This is a genomic window from Parabacteroides sp. KHUB-01, from assembly GCF_056640935.1.
On record NZ_CM153256.1, the window covers coordinates 797,316 to 814,980 of the forward strand.

The window sequence follows — 17,665 nt, forward strand, 5'->3', positions numbered from 1 at the left end:
TATAAATATATCAGTCTTTCTTCTTATAAACACGAACATAATCAACTATGAACTTATGCGGAAATAATGTATCGTCTATACCTTGAGCTCCACCCCAATTTCCACCGATGGCAAGGTTAAGCAACAAGTGGAAACGCTTGTCGAAAGGCCATTCCTTGAAAGTCTTATGTTCATTTTTGAAAGTGAAATAATGAATATCATCAAGATAAATTCTGTATTCATCTTTTTCCCATTCCAATGCATAAGTATGGAATACTTTATATGAATCCGCACATCCTATTCTTGCATTCTTGTGCGTTCCTATGGTATGATGATAAGCCTGAGTATGTGCCGAACCTACAATTGTATCAGGATCATAACCTACATTTTCCATAATATCAATCTCACCGCTGGCAGGCCATCCACCATATTCCCAATCAGTTGGCAACATCCAGATTGCTGGCCAGGTTCCTTTTCCTGTCGGCAGTTTTGCGCGGATTTCAAAACGGCCATAAAGCCAGTCACCTTTGCCCTTTGTGATTAATCGGGCTGAAGTGTAGTCTTTGTCTCCTGCTTTTTCCTTATTTGCCGTGATTGTAAGCATTCCGTTACTAACCCAAGCATTATCTTTATCCTCCGAAGTATAAAACTGAGCTTCGTTGTTTCCCCAGCCCCAGGCATTACCTTCTGTATCATAACTCCACTTTGTTGAGTCTGGCAAGCCTTCGTAGTCAAACTCATCATTCCACACCAATTCCCAATTACCTGTAGGAGTTGTTATTGTCTGATATTCCGGTTTATGCTCTGAACAAGAAGCAAATGAAACTAAAACGGATAATAAAGGTAAAAAAACTCTTTTCATAAATTATGAGAAATAAAATTTACTGATGCTCGGCAAATTCAACAAATCACCGTAATATGCGATGTTGAACTTACAAGCTAATTAGTCAATTAATCAAACGTCATAAAACTACACAATGTGATTGTATGACACAAAAATACTGACAAGATTCTTATATCCAATATTCGAAAGATAGCGTTTTTTGGTCTTTTTATCTAATTGCTGGATTATATTATCAGAATACAAGTTTAATAATGAAGAGTCTTATATGATTTATAAATAGATATTTATTCTATTTGTTACGGGTTAACTATTGAGAAATAGTAGGTTTTATACTAATAACAAAATCCAGTAGTGTACTGATTTTAATCCCATTAATATTTTAGTATATTTGTAGAGTAAAAAATAATGAGAGAGGAATAAACGAAAAAAACCCGTTCTTGATGAACGGGTATATCCTTAACTTGGTTACGTGTTTTGATAACAGAGGCTTGACCAAGCATTACGACACAAAGTTATCGTTTTTATTTGAATAAGCAAAATGAAATACAAAAAAGTAGTCAGATTATATTCTAATTCGAGGGTCTCTAAATATTACAGAGCAACTAACCGCGATAAGAATAAGGCAGTCATGCTTTATTTTGCAAACTTGAAGATAGCACAAGCTTTTCACCCATTGCTTTCTTCATTTGAAGTAATATTACGTAATCAGTTGCATTATGCTTTGGCATACCATTTTTCTGATGGCAACTGGATTATTAATCAAAAATCAGGATTTATGATTGCTCCTTCCTTAACGTATATAAATAAGCGAACAAAGAAGAAAGTTACTAATGATTATATACTTAAGGAGGTTCAAAAAGCAGAAAAGAAAATAACAGACCGAGGCGTTAAAGTAACGACTGGACGAGTGATTGCAGAACAAACATTAGGCTTTTGGAACAGCTTCTACGAAACACATCATTATGCCCTGCTTTCAGGAGTTCCTTGTCGTATTTTCAAGAAGTTACCTTCTGGATATGGACGTAAGGAAATTAATGATATTATAGTACAGATTCGTGAGTTGCGTAACCGAATAAACCACAATGAACCTATATGTTTTGTGAACAGGAAATGTGATTTTTCATATGTCAAGGATATGTATAAGGTTATAAGTGACTTCCTTACATGGATTGATCCTGAAATTATGCCTTCGCTAAAAGAAGTGGATAAGGTTTTAAAAGTTATTGATAAAGAAGAAAACAAACAGAAATAATAAATGTTTTATTATATTCGCATTCATTATCTGAAATTCATAGTTTCAACTAATTTTAAAATCTAAAAAACTGATGAAAGACATTATAAATTTCTATACATCAAATTGTGAGAATCTGAAACAGAAAATCTCTACACTAAACAAACGAATCCATCTGATTGGGACGATAAGACTTATAATATTCTTAGGAGCTGCCATTTCTCTTTATTTATTGAGAGATGAAAGTTGGACTACACTAGTGCTGTTAACTATAGCATTTGCAATTCCATTCATCGCACTAATGGTTGTGCACAACAAATATTTCTATAAAAGGACATACACCGAAACCAGATTAAAACTGAATGAAGATGAATTGAATGCCATAAACTATGATTTCAGCGCATTCGACGGAGCAAAAGAAATGATTGACGGCGAACATTCATTTTCGCTAGACTTAGATTTATTTGGAAACAAGTCTTTCTTCCAGTCTCTCAACAGAACGGTTACTGCTCAAGGGAAAAAACTATTAGCCGAATGGTTTATTAATCCTGCCGACAAAAAAGAAGATGTTTTGTCAAGACAAGAAGCAATAACAGAGCTTTCCAAACGCCAGGATTTATTCCAACACTTCTATACTCTTGGAAAGGTTAACAAGGAAAACAACAAATCCATAGAGATTTTGGATAAAATCAGACAAGACTTCGACCAAAGCATAGCTAGTCCTGTCTGGAAAATATTGACTTGGATTGTTCCCGCAATTTGGGTCATACTGATAGGTTGCAATTCTTTCGGACTGATTCAGGAGAAATGGATTGGTATATATTCAATCGTGGCAATTGTTGTTGCCTATTGGAACAGCAAACAAGTCATGCTGTTATACAACTCTGTGGATAAAATGGAGAATATACTGAAAACATATTCAAGCCTTATAGAAGTTATCGAGAACGAAGAATTTACATCTTCTGAATTAAAGAAAATATCAGAAAAACTTAAGAATAATAACCGCATGGCATCAGAATCTCTGAAAACATTATCGCGACACATCGGTGCTCTAAACCAAAGATTCAGTCTTGCCGGCGCGATTCTGAATATACTTTTCATGAGAGATACACGTCATTCTATCGCCCTTGTAAAATGGAAAGAAAGACATCATAATGATATTGTCGGATGGATTGAAGCTCTTGCCGAAATAGATGCATATTTATCAATGGGAAATTATGCTTTCAATCATCCGGACTATATATATCCTGAAGTTTCAGACAATTACTTCGTTATGAAAGGTAAAGCTCTGGGACATCCGCTTATAAACCGAGATGTTTGCGTAAGAAACAAAATAGACATTCCAAAATCGCCATGGTTCCTGATTATCACCGGAGCAAATATGGCAGGAAAAAGTACATACCTCAGAACTGTGGGAATAAACTATCTAATGGCTTGCACCGGATTGCCTGTCTGTGCAGAAAAGATGATTTTCTATCCGGCTCATCTCGTAACCAGCCTCAGAACATCAGATTCTCTTGCAAGTAACGAATCATATTTCTTTGCCGAACTGAAAAGACTAAAGATGATTATCGACAGATTGCAGAAAGGAGAAAAACTGTTTATAATTCTCGACGAAATTCTGAAAGGGACAAACTCTGCCGACAAACAGAAAGGCTCTATGGCATTGATGAAACAGCTTGTTAAACTGCAGAGTTGCGGTATTATTGCCACTCACGACCTAGTGCTTGGTTCTCTTGAAGAAGAATTTCCAAATGAAATAAAGAACTACAGATTTGAAGCAGATATTACGGACAATGAACTTACTTTCTCCTATCAGCTTCGCGAAGGTGTAGCACAAAATATGAATGCTTGTTTTCTTATGAGGAAGATGGGGATAACTGTATAACATTCAATGTAAATCCAGCTTCTAAATAGTCACTTAGAATAATTTGAGTTTATGTTCTTATGAAGAAGATTCTAATAATTTCAACAACAAACGAACTGATCCGAGTCAAGCCGGAAAGGGTAGTTTACATTTCTTCTGATGGAAATTACTCCACTATAATTCTAAATGATAGGACTGAACACGTGTTTACATTTAATCTTTCCCAATGCCAGAAAATTATTGAAGCCCAACTAAAAGAAGAAGCTTCAACTTTCATCAGGATTGGAAAAAGCCTCATAATTAACCGTGATTACATTTATAAAATCAATATCACAAAACAGCTTTTAGTCTTGTCAGACATGTCTTTCAATGAATCGTTTAATCTGGTTGCCTCAAAAGAAGCATTGAAACAACTGAAAATTTTACTAGAAAAAGAAATTGATTTATGAGAAGAGAAGAAGATGAAATACAAGTTTTAGGTTCACAAAAGAGCTTTAATGAAAGACGAGTGAAAAAAAGCTATGCCATTATAGTCTTTATTATAATTGCAGTTATATTAACCCTCGCCTTTCTGTATTTTTGTTTTTTACAAAAAAACAATCATGACAATAGTAATATTGAACAAACTCAAGAAAACATTACTGAGTTACAAACTCTTAAAACAGAAAATACCAATTCAAGCATAAATATATCCAATGACTCAATAAATGATGTTCCCCTTTTAATTTTAGCTCTGCATAATTTAAAACCCGAACTACAAATTGGATTACCGGATACAACTGACCAAAGCACAGTTTTGGCTCTCCCTGCAGCTGATATAAGAAAAGACAATCAGGAAATTGTCGGAGATTTTATCTTACAAGGGAATGAAATAAGCAGAGGAAAGAGAAAAGTTGGTTATTGCAGCATAATTGAAGGTAAACTTGAAATAGGAATATCAACCGATAATAATATTAAAGATATTTGCCTGGATAAGCAAGGCTCTTTATTCCGCCAGTACATTCTGGTTTTTGAAGGAAACATTCAGAAAAACATCCTTAAAGGAAAGTCTTACCGACGTGCACTAATTGTCCAAAACAATCAGACATATATTATTATCAGCAAAAAACGTGAATCACTATATGATTTCTCAGAAGCAATATCCGACTTAGGTTTTCAAGATGCAATATACTTAGTTGGAGGAGACAGTTTCGGTTTCTATCGTAACAACAATGGAGAGATGAACTTAATAGGGAAACCAGAAAATGAACAATATCCTAAACGTAATTATATAGTGTTCAAGAAATAATCATCAATATGCATTTCATACATTAGAATGTATATTTCATACAAACACCAACTTTTTATTTTATCCAACAAAGTAAACGAACTACATTAGCCTTAAACTAAAAAAGAAAGAATATGAAAAATGTATTTATCGGATTAATTGGTATTGGATTATCTCTAAATATGGCATGTAACAATACATCTTCTTCGCAGGATGAGTCAACCAAGGATAAAATCCAATTGGAAGGTAATTGGATAGAAATCATGCCCGTTAACAAACAAATAGTACAAGGTATTTGTATTGAGTCTGGTGGAAAAGCATCATCAATTGGGATGCACACTTTAAAATATGAAAGTTGGAAACATCTTGAAAAAACTAACCAGCTAATCCTAAATGGGAAAAGTATAGGGAATGGTATTACTATAGAGTTTTCTGATACATTTAATATCGTCAGCTCATCTCCCGAACAGTTATCATTAGGCAAAACAGGAGCAAAAGGTGTTCAATACAAAATCGAATACAAGAAAGTTGATAATATTGAGAAATACCAAAAAGAAATATCTGGTAATATTATCAGTGACGGACATAACGCTGAAAATTCCCTCGACTACGAAGGAACATACAAAGGAACTATTCCGGCAGCAGATTGCCCGGGCATTAATGTCACATTAATCATAAGAAATAACAATACTTTTCACTTGACGTATGATTATATTGAACGTGACAACAAATTCGAAAGCAATGGCCGTTATTTTGTTAAAGACAATTTCCTTATTACAATCGGTGAGAAAAACGATTCTACATTCTATAAACTTGAAGAAAACAGAATCCGACTGCTTGATTATCAGAAACAAGTCATTAAAGGGAAGCTGGAACAAATGTATATTCTGAAAAAGGAAATATGATAAAATTCAAAATCTCTCACATATTTTCAGCGCATTCCTGCAAGCCGTAGCAATACTTGGCTTGGTTTCCTCACTCAGAGCTTCAAGACAAACAGCCAGTTCAGCAGCCAGTTCCGGAAAAGACTGACACATTTTTGCCGCCAGTTTTATCATTACGGAGCGGCTGCTGTCGCTTTCTTTCCTGTCATTCATCTTTACAATACAAAAGTCATATAGGTCGGTCCGGAAATTTTCAGTTGTAACCATATCAACAATTGTAGAAAGGACAAGCCCACGGCGAATTTTAATATCTGGAGATATACCCATATCAACAATCCTGTCGTAAAAAGGCTTCAAATACATATTCTTATCCTCTACAGATAAATGATATAATATCCATGCGGCATTATATGCAACACGTTCATCAGAAGAAGACAACATCAAATCACACAATGAAGAAATGCTATATTCATCATTATGAAAACTTTTGGCATAATACATCACTTGTGCTTTGGAAAGTCTGCCATTTAGATTGTTTTTAAATATTGTTTCACCTGATATCATAAAGATATAGCTATTAATTTTTGTTCCTAATAATTTTTCCGACCAATATAGGAGAAAAGAATGTTGTCAGCAATTCTAAGATCGGCAACAGTTTATCTTAATTTACTTTTACAACTCTACCACCTCATCACCACCTCACACAAATCTGATTTAAACCTCAAATATTCTTCATCAGAAATTATTCTCTCTGTGCTCATTACAATCAAATGATGAGCGTCAAAAGCTTCTCTATATGCCGGATGAACGTGATTATGTATATTTTCATAAAAACCATTCCTTTTATAAAATCTCATTCTTGCAGCAGAAACTTCATCAACGATAGGATCTATTTCCAACAAAACAATTTTATTAACAGATTCTATAAATAAATTCAATATCTTACTGCCATAACCTTTTCCTCTAATATCTGAATTAACGGCAAAATGTTCAATATAAACATAACTCTCAAAATCCCAATACGATATAAAACCAACAAAATCATTTTCGTCAATATAAGCAATCAAATGGTAATTCTCTTTACAGAAAGCTATGTTTTGCTGAACCTCTGTTCTCTGTTCAAAAATCGGAAAACTGACATCATACAAGCTCTTAAACGATTTAAAATAAAGCGCCTCTGTACTTTTAATATCTAAAGTTATCATATCAAATTAATTAACTCATTTCAGATTCTACATACTTTCACTCCATCCTTCCATATTTCATCTCATCCCCATTCTTATCATACTGCTTACGTTTACCTGTTGGCGCAGATGTCAATCTGATCCTCACTACAGCAGTTCTAGCAAGACTTCTGTTCACAGCATCATCAAAAGCATCCATATGATTTGGCAAGAAACGCTCACAAATAGCCCGCAATGCCAATACTTTTTCCTCGTCATCCTCAACCAGCTCTGCCTTACCGAAAGCAATTGCCGAACGATATTGAATAGTAAAAGAACCATCCTTTGGTCCAATAGTAGGAGCACATTTTGTAACTGCAGAAAGGCAAACCTCAGGATGCGAAGCAATGGCATCAAGCTTATCTCCTTCTAAAGCGCAATGAAAATACCACACATCATCACTCACACTTGCCAATGACAACGGCAATCCATACGCACTTCCATCCGGACGTGTGAAACTAACTGTTATATATGGTGCCTTGCGCATAACTTCCAATGCCCAGGCACTGTCCATTTCTCTACTTGCTTTTCTCATGATTATTTATGTCTATTTTTACTAGTATTCATCTTTTTTCATATTAAACATTTAGGAAATCAAACATGCTGCTAGAGAAAAAACGCCTGAGTTATCAAGGACATCTGTAAGTCTTTTCTTTCCGTCAGGTGCAGTTAATTTCAACTGGTTAGTGACACTAACCACTTCATTATTCTATTTCTTTAGCTTGTTTTTCAGATACTTCCAGTAATTTCTATTCTTGGTATAATCATCCTGAGCATTAAGCACTCCTACAATATCGAGTACAGAAAACCACCATTTGGAATTTTCGTTATCCCAAATGGCACGAACTTCTCTGTCATCAAAAAAACGGATGGATATTTTATTTATATTGGTCATAATGAAAATCGTTTATTGCCTTTCAGCATTTCTGTTTCCTTCATTTTGAACTATTGTAAAAAATGCAACAAATATTTACCATTTCCTGTATCTGGTAAATTTATGCATGTTTGTCTCTGTAAGTCTTCTCCGCTCATAAATGTTTTTCTTTTTATCAAAGTTAATGTTTTTAACTGGCATAACAATGAGCAAAGGATTTTTTATGCTTAATCAAGTGTGGATACTGAATAAAACATGCCTTTCTAAAAAGTATACATCCTTTTTTCAAAAAGGGTGCATGCTTTTTAGAAAAAGGGTGCAACCTATTTTCAGATATGTCTTCAACTGATTTACCTTCCCTCCAATCTTACATTTTGTCAAACTACCAAATTGTCAAACCAACCCGTCTGAGATTCCGTTATTTCGACACAAATCACGGGAAATTCAAAAAGATGGCAGTCTCATGAAATTCAGAAAATACAATTTGACAGGATATTCGTGGTTTTGCTTTCTATAGAAAAAAAACATTGTAATGATATTTGCAGAGGAATAAAATTATGACAGATATTATGGCTATATCACTACATTTTATCATTCAGAATCTGAACATAAAAAACTTCATTCCAGAGTAAAAGATGTGATATTTTTAGGGATTTCACCACGAAAAAGGGTGATTCTTCGGAAGGAAAAGCATTTGTTAAAAAAATGATTACAATGGTTTCAAGGAATGATTGCAATGAGTGCAACAAATCATTGTGAAGACTTGGTGAAACGATTTAGATAACTGACCAAAGTCATTGCAATCATTTCCTGAAAAGAATTAGAAAAAGCCGGAATTTTAATTTTTTAGAGGTAAAATCGAGATTTATGGAGTTAGCATGAAAGTCGATTTTCAATAAAAGTGATACTATTCCGGCTAATTTGATAGATTTATGATAAACACAATATTTCGTTTATTTAGTATAAAAATAATGTCTATCATTTACATGAAACATAAAAACGGGCAAATGCTTCCTTTATCTCATCACGCACACGATGAAACTCAGAATCAATAAATTCCTGTGTTCCTGTTGCATGAGACGGATCGTCAAAACCGATATGAAGGCGTTTGCCTACTTTCCCACGAAAAGCCGGGCAGCTTTCATTTGCTCCGCCGCAGACTGTTATTACATAGTCCCATTCCTGATCGAGATATGTATTTACATGTGTAGGAATATGTGAACTGATATCTATTCCTACCTCTTTCATTACTTCAACAGCCTTTGGGTTTACCTGTGCTGTCGGTTCTGTTCCTCCGGAATAGACTTCTATATCATTACCGAACGACTGCAAGAAGCCGTGAGCCATCTGGCTTCGGCAACTGTTTCCTGTACAGAGAATCAATACTTTCATTATGTTAGCTGACTAGGCTTCAGAGACAAGTTGACAAGAAAACAAAATCTTAACCAAAGTGTCTGTGAAACTTCATTTATTACAATAAATAGTTAAACAAATAGCCCGACAAAATTATGAAAAAAGCTACAGTTCCGAAAAATATTCCTATCAGACGCCAAGTCATAACCTTCTTAAGCAGTGTAGCTTCCGGAAGAGAAAGTCCAACAACTGCCATCATAAAGGCTATCGCTGTTCCCATTGGAATTCCTTTTGCAACAAATACTTCTATCACAGGAACAATACCGGCGGCATTTGCATACATTGGTACTGCAAGTATAACTGACAACGGCACTGCATACCAATTGTCTTTCGACATATATTGCTCGAAAAATCCTTCCGGAACATATCCATGCATAAAGGCTCCTATACCAATTCCTATAAGTATATAGACTAACACACCACTCACTATTTTCCAGGCATCACCAACTATACTCGGCAATCGTTTGGCAAAGGATGTATTGTCTTTTTCCCATTCCAATGACTGTGATGAAGAATCTGCCTGTATTTGCTTGACCCAGTCGCTAAGGTATGGTGCCAAACGCATACGGCCCAACGCAAATCCGCCTATAACTCCAAGCATAATTCCGCTGATAACATAAATCAGTGTTACCTTCAGTCCGAATGAACCAAGGAACATTGCCACAGCCACCTCATTTACCAAAGGGGAAGTGATTAAGAATGCAAAAGTCACTCCCAAAGGAATACCTCCTTTCACAAATCCGATAAATAAAGGTATGGAAGAACACGAACAAAACGGAGTGATTGCACCGAACACTGAAGCCAGAAGATATTGCAATCCATACATTTTGTGCGTAACCAAATATTGGCGCAAACGTTCTATCGGGAAATATGCATTGACAATTCCCATCAGCACACTGATAAAGAACAATAAAATAAGAATCTTTATAGTGTCATAAAAGAAGAAGTTTACGGCAACTCCAAGCGGAGTGTCGGCGCTAAGTCCAAACACTCCATAAACAAGCCAGTCTGCAAAATCCTGTATCATGTCTTTATATATCAGATTCCCAGGATACTTTTCACTTCGCTCTCTGAAGGAACACGGCCTTTGATTCTCACAACTCCGTCAACTACAACTGCCGGTGTTGTCATGATATTATATTTCATAATTTCCATAATATCATCAACTTTACTAAGTTGCACATCAAGGTTGTTTTCCTTTACTACTTTCTCAATTGCATTGTAGGTTGATTTACATTTGGCACAACCAGGACCTAATACTTTGATTTCCATTTTATTTATATTTATGTTGGTTATTAATTAACGAGTTGACTAGGGAACAAATTGATAAGGATTCAGGTAAAAAGCTGTTTCTCCCTGTAAACTTATCTCTGAAGCCTTGTCAACTTCAAATAAATCATTTACAAATACATAATCCCGCAATAATATATTCCCACCAAAAGGAATATAATCCCAACCACGATATTCATCCATTTCTGGAATATCTGCATTTTACCATAAAAAACTCCAATCTTCTGCATACTGAATGCCAGAATCCAGGCAACAACAAGTACTGGCAAGGCTGTTGCGGTAGCAAATACTACGGGCAATAAATAGCCGGCTGTTGCGGTAGCAGACATCGGTATCAGCATTCCGAAATAAAAAACTCCACTTGTCGGACAAAATGCCAATGCAAAAAGTACGCCTATCAGCAAAGCTCCAAATCCACCTCTTTTTGCAAGTCCTTCGGCATTTCCGTTGAAGCCAAATTTTGGAAGATACAATTTTTCTCCCCAAAGCATAAAAACTGAAATTGCAATAAGTAACGGACCTATTACCAGTTCGCCCCAAGTTCCGATTGTCTTCTGCACTCCGAACATACTTGAACCTTCCTTTAATATCATTATAAGCACAATACCCAACACTGAATATGAGATTATACGTCCAAGTGTATATAGCAAACCGTTTCGGAATATCTTTCTACGATCTTCAATATCCTTTCCGATAAAGCTGATTGCAGCTATATTAGTTGCCAGCGGACAAGGAGAAAGTGCCGTTAGTAAACCCAAAAGGAATGCGGTCAGCAACGGAGTAGAACTGTTATCCAACAATGTTTGTAACCAATCCATAGGAATAAGTCTATTTCAGCATTTCATTGACAACCCTCACCACTCCAGCCTTGAACACTTCAGGAGATTTGCGTGCATTTCCGAATGCAAATTCCGTCATATTCTCAGAAGTTTCCTTTCCTTCTTTATATTTCACAACAAAAAGAGAAGACCACGTAACTTCATATTTCTCAGCAATCTTCCCATTTTCGTCCTTGCTGATGTCTATCACTTTGAACTCGACATCACCATTCTTCGTCTGTTCACCGAAATTTTCCTCTAAAGCAGTTTTTGCATTGTTTTCTATGGCAATGCAAGTGGCACAACGCTGTTTCCCATGGAAATACAACACTTCAACATGGTCTTTGAATGTTTCTTTCTCAGCTGCTTTTGCAGAATCATCTTTAGCATTCATATTGCATGATATGAATGCAAGGCATAAGCCTAATAAAAACAAAATCCTTTTCATATATCTGAATTATTTAGAATTATCGTATTTATTTAATCATCCTTGTCAACTTGTCTCTGAAGCCTTGTCAACTTCCAACAACGTTAGTTATTCGCAAAACAACGAACATATATTCCAAAAAAAGAGCCGTTCAACAGCAGCTCTCTTTTTCAGATAAATTTTGTTTAAGGAAATCACCAAACATTCTACGAGCTATTTCCCAATTTTCCCTGTTTATACAGTATTTAACCTTAGGAGTTTCAATCTCTCCCTGGATAAGTCCGGCATCTTTCAGCTCCTTCAAATGCTGTGACACAGTTGCTTTAGCAATAGGCAATTCTTCGTGAATATCACCAAAAAAGCAACTTTCCTGCGAAGCCAGAAACTGAAGTATGGCTATACGCGCCGGATGTCCCATTGCCTTGGCAAAACGAGCCAGTCTTTCCTGTTCTTCTGTATATTTCTTTTCCATATATTCAATAACCGCCTTGTTTGTTGTTCGCAAAATTACGAATTATATTTTAATATGCAATACAGACTTGAAAAATTAGTAACTTTGCGCTCCTCATAACTTAAAAACAATCAAATATGCAATACAGCAACAAAGAGATTCTGAAAATAACATTTCCAGTTCTGATGAGTTTATTGATGGAACATGCAATAAGTCTCACCGACACAGCATATCTGGGAAGAGTCGGCGAAGTGGAACTTGGAGCTTCGGCACTTGCAGGGGTCTATTATCTTGTCATTTATATGCTCGGTTTCGGATTCAGCGTTGGTGCGCAAGTTCTGATGGCAAGACGAAATGGAGAAAAGGAATACGAACGTATCGGCGAGGTTTTCACTCAAGGTTCAGTTTTCCTGTTGTTTTTCGCAACTCTGCTGTTCTGCTTTTCACGATTCTACTCTCCTGTCCTGCTTCGAGGACTTATAGAATCTGATGCTGTGTATCAGGCAACACTTGATTACATCGACTGGCGTATATATGGATTTTTCTTCTCATTCATAGCCGTAATGTTCCGTGCGTTTTATGTTGGAACGACTAATACAAAAACACTTACGGCGAATTCGCTTGTGATGGTCGGAACGAATATTGTTCTGAATTATATTCTTATTTTTGGTAAATTCGGTTTTCCTCAACTGGGAATAAAGGGAGCTGCAATAGCCTCATCAATTTCTGAAGCCGTATCTGTTATATTCTTCATTATTTATACATACAAGTATGTAGATTACAGGAAATACGGAATGTTCCGCAAAAGCCGCATAGACTGGAAAATGCTGAAACAGATATTGAGCGTATCAATTTGGGTGATGATTCAGAACGGCTTTGCCTTTGTTGCCTGGTTTATTTTCTTTGTGGCAATGGAACATCACGGTGAGCGTCCGCTCGCAATCACCAACGTGGTGCGAAGCATTTCGTCATTCCTTTTCATGTTCGTAAACGCATTTGCATCGACAAACAGCTCATTGGTCAGCAATATTATCGGTGCCGGGAAAGCTGACGATGTGCTTCCTCTTTGCCGGAGAATGATAAAACTTTGCTATGCTTTTGTCCTTCCAATTTCGCTGCTGATAGCTTTGTTCCCAAAAGAAGTGTTGGGAATATATACGGACAATCACGAACTGATTGAAGCCTCGGTTAATTCTCTGTGGGTTATGCTTTCTTCATATATAATAGCTGTTCCGGCTTTTATATTTTTCTTCTGTGTTTCGGGAACAGGAAACACTCAGATTGCATTGCGACTGGAGATTCTGAGTGTAACGACATACGTATTATACACGCTTTTCGTTGTATATCACAAACATGCCGATGTTGCCGTTTGCTGGACAACAGAGCATGTCTATGATATAATGATTATGTTTTCGTTCTTTTATCTCTGGAAAGGAAACTGGAGAAAGAAAAGAATCTGAACAAATCCACACAATCAGAATTGTTCCAAAACACGGATTCTCTCTTCAATAGGCGGATGTGTTGCAAAAAGTCCGCCTAGTTTGCCTATAAAACCGGCAGCCTGTTTTCCCGGATGCTGGATGAAAAGCTGAGCTACATCCTCACGAGTTACAGCCTCAATGTCTGGGTCTGCAGAAATCTTACGCAAAGCAGAAGCCAACGCCAAAGGATTCTTGGTCATCTCTGCTGCGCCTGCATCTGCAAGGAACTCTCTATTTCGGGAAATGGCAAAGCGCATCAATGTTGCAAGGAAATAACCTATGGCAGCAACTACCATTGCAATGAGAATCATCAAAGCAGCTCCACCTTTATTGTTATTATTGTCTGATGAACGCTGACGCGGAGCATACAGAAACGTACGGAAAGCTATCTGGGCAATCATAGAGAATATTCCGACAAATACGATTGAAACAATAAGCAAACGTACATCGTGATTACGGATATGCGACAGCTCATGCGCAATTACAGCCTCCAGTTCTTCATCGTTCAGCTTATCAATTATTCCTTTTGACAGAGTGACTGTATAAGTTTTCTCATTTATTCCACTGGCGAAAGCATTGAGCGAGTCGTCATAGATAATGTTTATCTTAGGCATTTTCATACCCTGGCTCATACAAAGATTTTCCACCAGATTGTATACTCTCTTATTGTCTTTTCTCTCAAGCGAAGTTGCTCCGGTAGCAGCCTTTATCATCTGTGTATTGGCAAAATATGCGATTATAAACCAGACAATAACGCCCAATAGAGCATAAGGCGCCCAACGTACGAAATAATAGTTGGCATAAGGAAACATCTCCGAAAGAGGATAACCTTGTCCCGCAAGACTCACCCACACAAAAAGATAGCAGAACAGATAAACCAGTCCTACAACCAGACAAGGAAACATAAAAAGCAAAAGCAGAGAACGAAAATTGTTCCTGCTTTGCTGCGTCTGTATACCAACGTATTCCATTAGAATTTGATTTCAGGAGCCTGTTCAAGTGTTGAACGCTGCTCGCCAAGGTCAAACATCATTTCTTTCTTGAAACCGAACATTCCGGCAAAAATATTTGACGGGAATGTTTCAACTGCATTGTTAAGCTCTTTCGTAGCAGAGTTGAAATAACGGCGAACAGCCGCAAGCTTGTTCTCAACATCCGAAATTTCTTCCTGCAAATGATTGAAATTCTGGTTTGCTTTCAAATCCGGATAAGCCTCAAGAGTCACACGCAAACCTGCCAAAGCAGATGTAAGTACATTTTCGGCTGCGATTTTATCGTTTATTGAGCTGGCATTTACTGCTCCGTTACGTGCAGCAATAACACGGTCCAGAGTTTCCTTCTCGTGCGCAGCATATCCTTTTACTGTTGCCACCAGCTGCGGAATCAAGTCGTGACGCTGTTTCAATTGAACGTCTATGTCTGCAAAAGCATTTTCACGATTGTTTCTCAGTTTCACCAAACGGTTGTAGATAGACGCTACCCACAAACCCAGCACCACAACTACAGCGATGATAATCAAAATTGTCATATCTCTAAAAAATTTATATTTAACATGCTCCAAAGATATGACAATCTTTACATAGAGCAAAAAAATGACACAAAAAATGGGACAGTCAAGTCAACCAGTATGCCATGTATAACAGATATTGATATCAAATCTTTTCCGGAATATCGGGTAATTACCGGAAGAGAAACATCAATCGAAGTCACTCCCGCCGTACAGATAGGTGCCAGCCTTCCGAAATATTTGACAAGAAGTGGCGCGCCAAGCAAAGTAAACATTTCACGGAACACATTAGTCAGCAATGCTATAGTTCCCAACTCCGTAGCCAACTGAACACCAAGCGTTGCTTCCTTATATTGAGTGATAAGTATGGACGATAATGAGTAATAACCGAAACCACTCCCCACAGCCATGCAATCAAACACACTCCAGCGTGAAAGGAAAAGTCCAATCAGCGCAGAGAAACCTAACGTTCCGCCTATCGTTGCCAAAGGAATAAGCAACATGCGTGGCGAAACTGCTGCCAAAATACTTTTCAGTTTCTTGTCGCTTCCCAGATTCAGACCAACCTGAAACATCAGGAAATATAAAGCATACATTATATAATCTCCGTCGATTGCAGACTGAGACAAAACTCCACTCCAGCCAATCAATGCACCCAAAGCAAAGAATGACACAACTATCAGACTCTCTCTCATTTCCTTCCCTCCTTTCTGAACACTAAATTATAAACTGCCAAAGCCGCCAATGCACTGCCCAATGTTCCGCCTACAGCAAGAAGAAATGCCTGAAGCCCCAATGACGACAGATTTTCAAACACTGATTTGTTGGTTCCTATTGAAGTGCCCAATAAAAACAATAATACAAATATATTGTATGATATTGTCTTGCCGGTTTTCTGCAACCAGCTGAAATTACGCAAAGCATAGCCTATGCCTACGCCTGCGAAAAGAACTGCTATTATCTGAAACATAAATGTGTAAATGATTCTTTTGAAATAGTAATTTATAATAGTTGACAAGGCTTCAGAGACAAGAAAAACAAGGGTATGAAACATACTATTCCCGAAGAAAGAGAATATAGCTCCTTGTCAACTTGTAAACTCGTTAACTTGTAAACTCCAAAAATTATAAGAAAAGAATCTATTATAGGAAGCCACTAAACCAATGGACATGAGCAATTGCGTGGCAACACTGAGATGTGAGCCTCGGAATGAAAATATGATATGTAGTAGGTTGTATGTCCATAGCGCGGCAAAGGTAAGAAAAAATATCGGGACAAAAACAAAATAGTATAATATTTATTTATGTTTCGAATATTGCTTAACTTAAAAGTAGACGAGGCTTCATAGACTGGTTGAGAATATCAATTTCTCCGACTTGAAATAATCATCCTAACCACCTCAGAATAATTCTCCATTCCTCCGCCCACATTGTTTCCTTTCAGATAAATATCATATATATAATTCTGAATCTCACCCAAATAAGGATTATATTTCTCACGCCAATATGCATTGTTCGAATTATATAACTCCACAATTTCCGGCTTTATAGAAGATTTGAACTTGTCGAATTCTTCTTCCGACAGGCATAGCCAAGCGTTTGAAATCACATATCTGAGGATGGAAAACCAACCAGAAAATCTGAGCACTTCGTTTTGGGACGATACGCATACTTTCCAGGCATAAAAATTTGCCTCACCTTCGCCGGCTGTTCCAAGAAGATGGGACATTTCGTGGGCATAAGTGAAAGGATATTGAACCGGTCTTAAGTCGCCACTCACCGTAGCTTCGTTGAAAAAGGGTCCGATATATCCCATAACACCAACGCTGCTCATCATCGGCGTACTTATCATAGGTTTCACGGAATGGAAATTCTTAGGCTGTTTCAATCCGAATTCTGGAGCTATTGCTGCAAAACGGGCACGGACTTCCTTTTTCACTATATTGGTATCAATTTGATTTATCGGGATATACAAAGAATTAAGTGTGTCAATATATGATTTGAGGAAATCTAAATCCGGCAAAACGAAAAGCGACACTTGTCAAAAACGAAAAGTGATTTTCGGAGCAAAAACGAAATGCGATAAAAATACTAAAGGCGACACCCGAAA

The 17,665-nt window shown here is 36.9% G+C and carries 21 protein-coding genes and 1 pseudogene; 6 read left to right on the forward strand and 16 right to left on the reverse strand.

Features of this window, described 5'->3' with window-relative positions:
* Positions 1-10: 10 nt before the first annotated feature.
* Positions 11-841 (reverse strand): glycoside hydrolase family 16 protein, encoded by an 831-nt coding sequence (locus ACYIAR_RS03630; RefSeq protein WP_480332204.1) that lies wholly within the window; start codon positions 839-841, stop codon positions 11-13.
* A 520-nt stretch (positions 842-1,361) separates the two neighbouring features.
* Here ACYIAR_RS03630 and ACYIAR_RS03635 point away from each other — a divergent pair.
* The 5 genes from ACYIAR_RS03635 to ACYIAR_RS03655 all read left to right on the forward strand — a co-directional run bounded on the left by ACYIAR_RS03635 (position 1,362) and on the right by ACYIAR_RS03655 (position 6,093).
* Positions 1,362-2,075: an Abi family protein gene (locus ACYIAR_RS03635; protein WP_480332205.1), complete on the forward strand. Its 714-nt coding sequence runs from the start codon at positions 1,362-1,364 to the stop codon at positions 2,073-2,075.
* 73 nt (positions 2,076-2,148) lie between these two features.
* Complete coding sequence (locus tag ACYIAR_RS03640) at positions 2,149-3,942, forward strand: MutS-related protein (RefSeq protein WP_480332206.1); 1,794 nt, start codon at positions 2,149-2,151, stop codon at positions 3,940-3,942.
* A gap of 59 nt (positions 3,943-4,001) precedes the next feature.
* On the forward strand, positions 4,002-4,370 hold the full coding sequence (locus tag ACYIAR_RS03645) for a LytTR family transcriptional regulator DNA-binding domain-containing protein (RefSeq protein ID WP_480332207.1): 369 nt from the start codon (positions 4,002-4,004) through the stop codon (positions 4,368-4,370).
* The gene (locus ACYIAR_RS03650; RefSeq protein ID WP_480332208.1) at positions 4,367-5,209 is read left to right on the forward strand and encodes a hypothetical protein; all 843 of its coding nucleotides are present in this window, start codon (positions 4,367-4,369) and stop codon (positions 5,207-5,209) included. The genes ACYIAR_RS03645 and ACYIAR_RS03650 overlap by 4 nt, the downstream gene beginning before the upstream one ends.
* Positions 5,210-5,322: 113 nt before the next feature.
* Positions 5,323-6,093: a lipocalin family protein gene (locus ACYIAR_RS03655; RefSeq protein ID WP_480332209.1), complete on the forward strand. Its 771-nt coding sequence runs from the start codon at positions 5,323-5,325 to the stop codon at positions 6,091-6,093.
* A gap of 6 nt (positions 6,094-6,099) precedes the next feature.
* Here ACYIAR_RS03655 and ACYIAR_RS03660 read toward each other — a convergent pair whose 3' ends face one another.
* The 10 genes and pseudogenes from ACYIAR_RS03660 to ACYIAR_RS03705 form a co-directional block, all read right to left on the reverse strand.
* A complete protein-coding gene (locus ACYIAR_RS03660) occupies positions 6,100-6,636 on the reverse strand; it encodes a hypothetical protein (protein WP_480332210.1) in 537 nt (178 codons plus the stop codon).
* A gap of 116 nt (positions 6,637-6,752) precedes the next feature.
* Positions 6,753-7,277 (reverse strand): GNAT family N-acetyltransferase, encoded by a 525-nt coding sequence (locus ACYIAR_RS03665; RefSeq protein ID WP_480332211.1) that lies wholly within the window; start codon positions 7,275-7,277, stop codon positions 6,753-6,755.
* A 37-nt stretch (positions 7,278-7,314) separates the two neighbouring features.
* Positions 7,315-7,830 (reverse strand): pyridoxamine 5'-phosphate oxidase family protein, encoded by a 516-nt coding sequence (locus tag ACYIAR_RS03670; RefSeq protein ID WP_480332212.1) that lies wholly within the window; start codon positions 7,828-7,830, stop codon positions 7,315-7,317.
* 60 nt (positions 7,831-7,890) lie between these two features.
* Positions 7,891-8,190 (reverse strand): annotated as a pseudogene (locus tag ACYIAR_RS03675) (BRO family protein); the annotation flags it as partial.
* A gap of 957 nt (positions 8,191-9,147) precedes the next feature.
* A complete protein-coding gene (locus ACYIAR_RS03680) occupies positions 9,148-9,561 on the reverse strand; it encodes an arsenate reductase ArsC (protein WP_480332213.1) in 414 nt (137 codons plus the stop codon).
* A gap of 79 nt (positions 9,562-9,640) precedes the next feature.
* Positions 9,641-10,609: a permease gene (locus ACYIAR_RS03685; protein ID WP_480332214.1), complete on the reverse strand. Its 969-nt coding sequence runs from the start codon at positions 10,607-10,609 to the stop codon at positions 9,641-9,643.
* A gap of 11 nt (positions 10,610-10,620) precedes the next feature.
* Positions 10,621-10,854: a thioredoxin family protein gene (locus tag ACYIAR_RS03690; RefSeq protein ID WP_480332215.1), complete on the reverse strand. Its 234-nt coding sequence runs from the start codon at positions 10,852-10,854 to the stop codon at positions 10,621-10,623.
* Between the two features lie 128 nt (positions 10,855-10,982).
* On the reverse strand, positions 10,983-11,690 hold the full coding sequence (locus tag ACYIAR_RS03695) for an aromatic aminobenezylarsenical efflux permease ArsG family transporter (RefSeq protein ID WP_480332216.1): 708 nt from the start codon (positions 11,688-11,690) through the stop codon (positions 10,983-10,985).
* Between the two features lie 10 nt (positions 11,691-11,700).
* The gene (locus tag ACYIAR_RS03700; protein ID WP_480332217.1) at positions 11,701-12,138 is read right to left on the reverse strand and encodes a nitrophenyl compound nitroreductase subunit ArsF family protein; all 438 of its coding nucleotides are present in this window, start codon (positions 12,136-12,138) and stop codon (positions 11,701-11,703) included.
* Between the two features lie 130 nt (positions 12,139-12,268).
* The gene (locus tag ACYIAR_RS03705) at positions 12,269-12,589 is read right to left on the reverse strand and encodes an ArsR/SmtB family transcription factor (RefSeq protein ID WP_480332218.1); all 321 of its coding nucleotides are present in this window, start codon (positions 12,587-12,589) and stop codon (positions 12,269-12,271) included.
* A 116-nt stretch (positions 12,590-12,705) separates the two neighbouring features.
* Between ACYIAR_RS03705 and ACYIAR_RS03710 the strand changes: the two genes are divergently transcribed.
* Positions 12,706-14,028: an MATE family efflux transporter gene (locus ACYIAR_RS03710; protein ID WP_480332219.1), complete on the forward strand. Its 1,323-nt coding sequence runs from the start codon at positions 12,706-12,708 to the stop codon at positions 14,026-14,028.
* 14 nt (positions 14,029-14,042) lie between these two features.
* On the opposite strand, the gene ACYIAR_RS03715 is transcribed toward ACYIAR_RS03710, so the two are convergent.
* The 5 genes from ACYIAR_RS03715 to ACYIAR_RS03735 all read right to left on the reverse strand — a co-directional run bounded on the left by ACYIAR_RS03715 (position 14,043) and on the right by ACYIAR_RS03735 (position 17,593).
* Positions 14,043-15,020 (reverse strand): M48 family metallopeptidase, encoded by a 978-nt coding sequence (locus ACYIAR_RS03715; RefSeq protein ID WP_480332220.1) that lies wholly within the window; start codon positions 15,018-15,020, stop codon positions 14,043-14,045.
* Complete coding sequence (locus ACYIAR_RS03720; protein ID WP_480332221.1) at positions 15,020-15,577, reverse strand: LemA family protein; 558 nt, start codon at positions 15,575-15,577, stop codon at positions 15,020-15,022. Before ACYIAR_RS03720 ends, ACYIAR_RS03715 begins: the two co-directional genes overlap by 1 nt.
* A 47-nt stretch (positions 15,578-15,624) precedes the next feature.
* Positions 15,625-16,251: a LysO family transporter gene (locus ACYIAR_RS03725; protein ID WP_480332222.1), complete on the reverse strand. Its 627-nt coding sequence runs from the start codon at positions 16,249-16,251 to the stop codon at positions 15,625-15,627.
* The gene (locus ACYIAR_RS03730; protein ID WP_480332223.1) at positions 16,248-16,526 is read right to left on the reverse strand and encodes a LysO family transporter; all 279 of its coding nucleotides are present in this window, start codon (positions 16,524-16,526) and stop codon (positions 16,248-16,250) included. Before ACYIAR_RS03730 ends, ACYIAR_RS03725 begins: the two co-directional genes overlap by 4 nt.
* A 392-nt stretch (positions 16,527-16,918) precedes the next feature.
* A complete protein-coding gene (locus ACYIAR_RS03735; RefSeq protein ID WP_480332224.1) occupies positions 16,919-17,593 on the reverse strand; it encodes a DUF3810 family protein in 675 nt (224 codons plus the stop codon).
* Between the last annotated feature and the right edge of the window lie 72 nt (positions 17,594-17,665).

What these genes read in the sequence shown, in the direction of transcription:
- ACYIAR_RS03680 (WP_480332213.1), bottom strand. Translation starts at nt 9,561, where the DNA reads ATGAAAGTATTGATTCTCTGTACAGGAAACAGTTGCCGAAGCCAGATG.
- ACYIAR_RS03640 (WP_480332206.1), top strand. Translation starts at nt 2,149, where the DNA reads ATGAAAGACATTATAAATTTCTATACATCAAATTGTGAGAATCTGAAA.
- ACYIAR_RS03645 (WP_480332207.1), top strand. Translation starts at nt 4,002, where the DNA reads ATGAAGAAGATTCTAATAATTTCAACAACAAACGAACTGATCCGAGTC.
- ACYIAR_RS03635 (WP_480332205.1), top strand. Translation starts at nt 1,362, where the DNA reads ATGAAATACAAAAAAGTAGTCAGATTATATTCTAATTCGAGGGTCTCT.
- ACYIAR_RS03695 (WP_480332216.1), bottom strand. Translation starts at nt 11,690, where the DNA reads ATGGATTGGTTACAAACATTGTTGGATAACAGTTCTACTCCGTTGCTG.
- ACYIAR_RS03670 (WP_480332212.1), bottom strand. Translation starts at nt 7,830, where the DNA reads ATGAGAAAAGCAAGTAGAGAAATGGACAGTGCCTGGGCATTGGAAGTT.
- ACYIAR_RS03710 (WP_480332219.1), top strand. Translation starts at nt 12,706, where the DNA reads ATGCAATACAGCAACAAAGAGATTCTGAAAATAACATTTCCAGTTCTG.
- ACYIAR_RS03730 (WP_480332223.1), bottom strand. Translation starts at nt 16,526, where the DNA reads ATGTTTCAGATAATAGCAGTTCTTTTCGCAGGCGTAGGCATAGGCTAT.
- ACYIAR_RS03685 (WP_480332214.1), bottom strand. Translation starts at nt 10,609, where the DNA reads ATGATACAGGATTTTGCAGACTGGCTTGTTTATGGAGTGTTTGGACTT.
- ACYIAR_RS03660 (WP_480332210.1), bottom strand. Translation starts at nt 6,636, where the DNA reads ATGATATCAGGTGAAACAATATTTAAAAACAATCTAAATGGCAGACTT.
- ACYIAR_RS03665 (WP_480332211.1), bottom strand. Translation starts at nt 7,277, where the DNA reads ATGATAACTTTAGATATTAAAAGTACAGAGGCGCTTTATTTTAAATCG.
- ACYIAR_RS03655 (WP_480332209.1), top strand. Translation starts at nt 5,323, where the DNA reads ATGAAAAATGTATTTATCGGATTAATTGGTATTGGATTATCTCTAAAT.
- ACYIAR_RS03715 (WP_480332220.1), bottom strand. Translation starts at nt 15,020, where the DNA reads ATGGAATACGTTGGTATACAGACGCAGCAAAGCAGGAACAATTTTCGT.
- ACYIAR_RS03630 (WP_480332204.1), bottom strand. Translation starts at nt 841, where the DNA reads ATGAAAAGAGTTTTTTTACCTTTATTATCCGTTTTAGTTTCATTTGCT.
- ACYIAR_RS03720 (WP_480332221.1), bottom strand. Translation starts at nt 15,577, where the DNA reads ATGACAATTTTGATTATCATCGCTGTAGTTGTGGTGCTGGGTTTGTGG.
- ACYIAR_RS03650 (WP_480332208.1), top strand. Translation starts at nt 4,367, where the DNA reads ATGAGAAGAGAAGAAGATGAAATACAAGTTTTAGGTTCACAAAAGAGC.
- ACYIAR_RS03725 (WP_480332222.1), bottom strand. Translation starts at nt 16,251, where the DNA reads ATGAGAGAGAGTCTGATAGTTGTGTCATTCTTTGCTTTGGGTGCATTG.
- ACYIAR_RS03705 (WP_480332218.1), bottom strand. Translation starts at nt 12,589, where the DNA reads ATGGAAAAGAAATATACAGAAGAACAGGAAAGACTGGCTCGTTTTGCC.
- ACYIAR_RS03700 (WP_480332217.1), bottom strand. Translation starts at nt 12,138, where the DNA reads ATGAAAAGGATTTTGTTTTTATTAGGCTTATGCCTTGCATTCATATCA.
- ACYIAR_RS03690 (WP_480332215.1), bottom strand. Translation starts at nt 10,854, where the DNA reads ATGGAAATCAAAGTATTAGGTCCTGGTTGTGCCAAATGTAAATCAACC.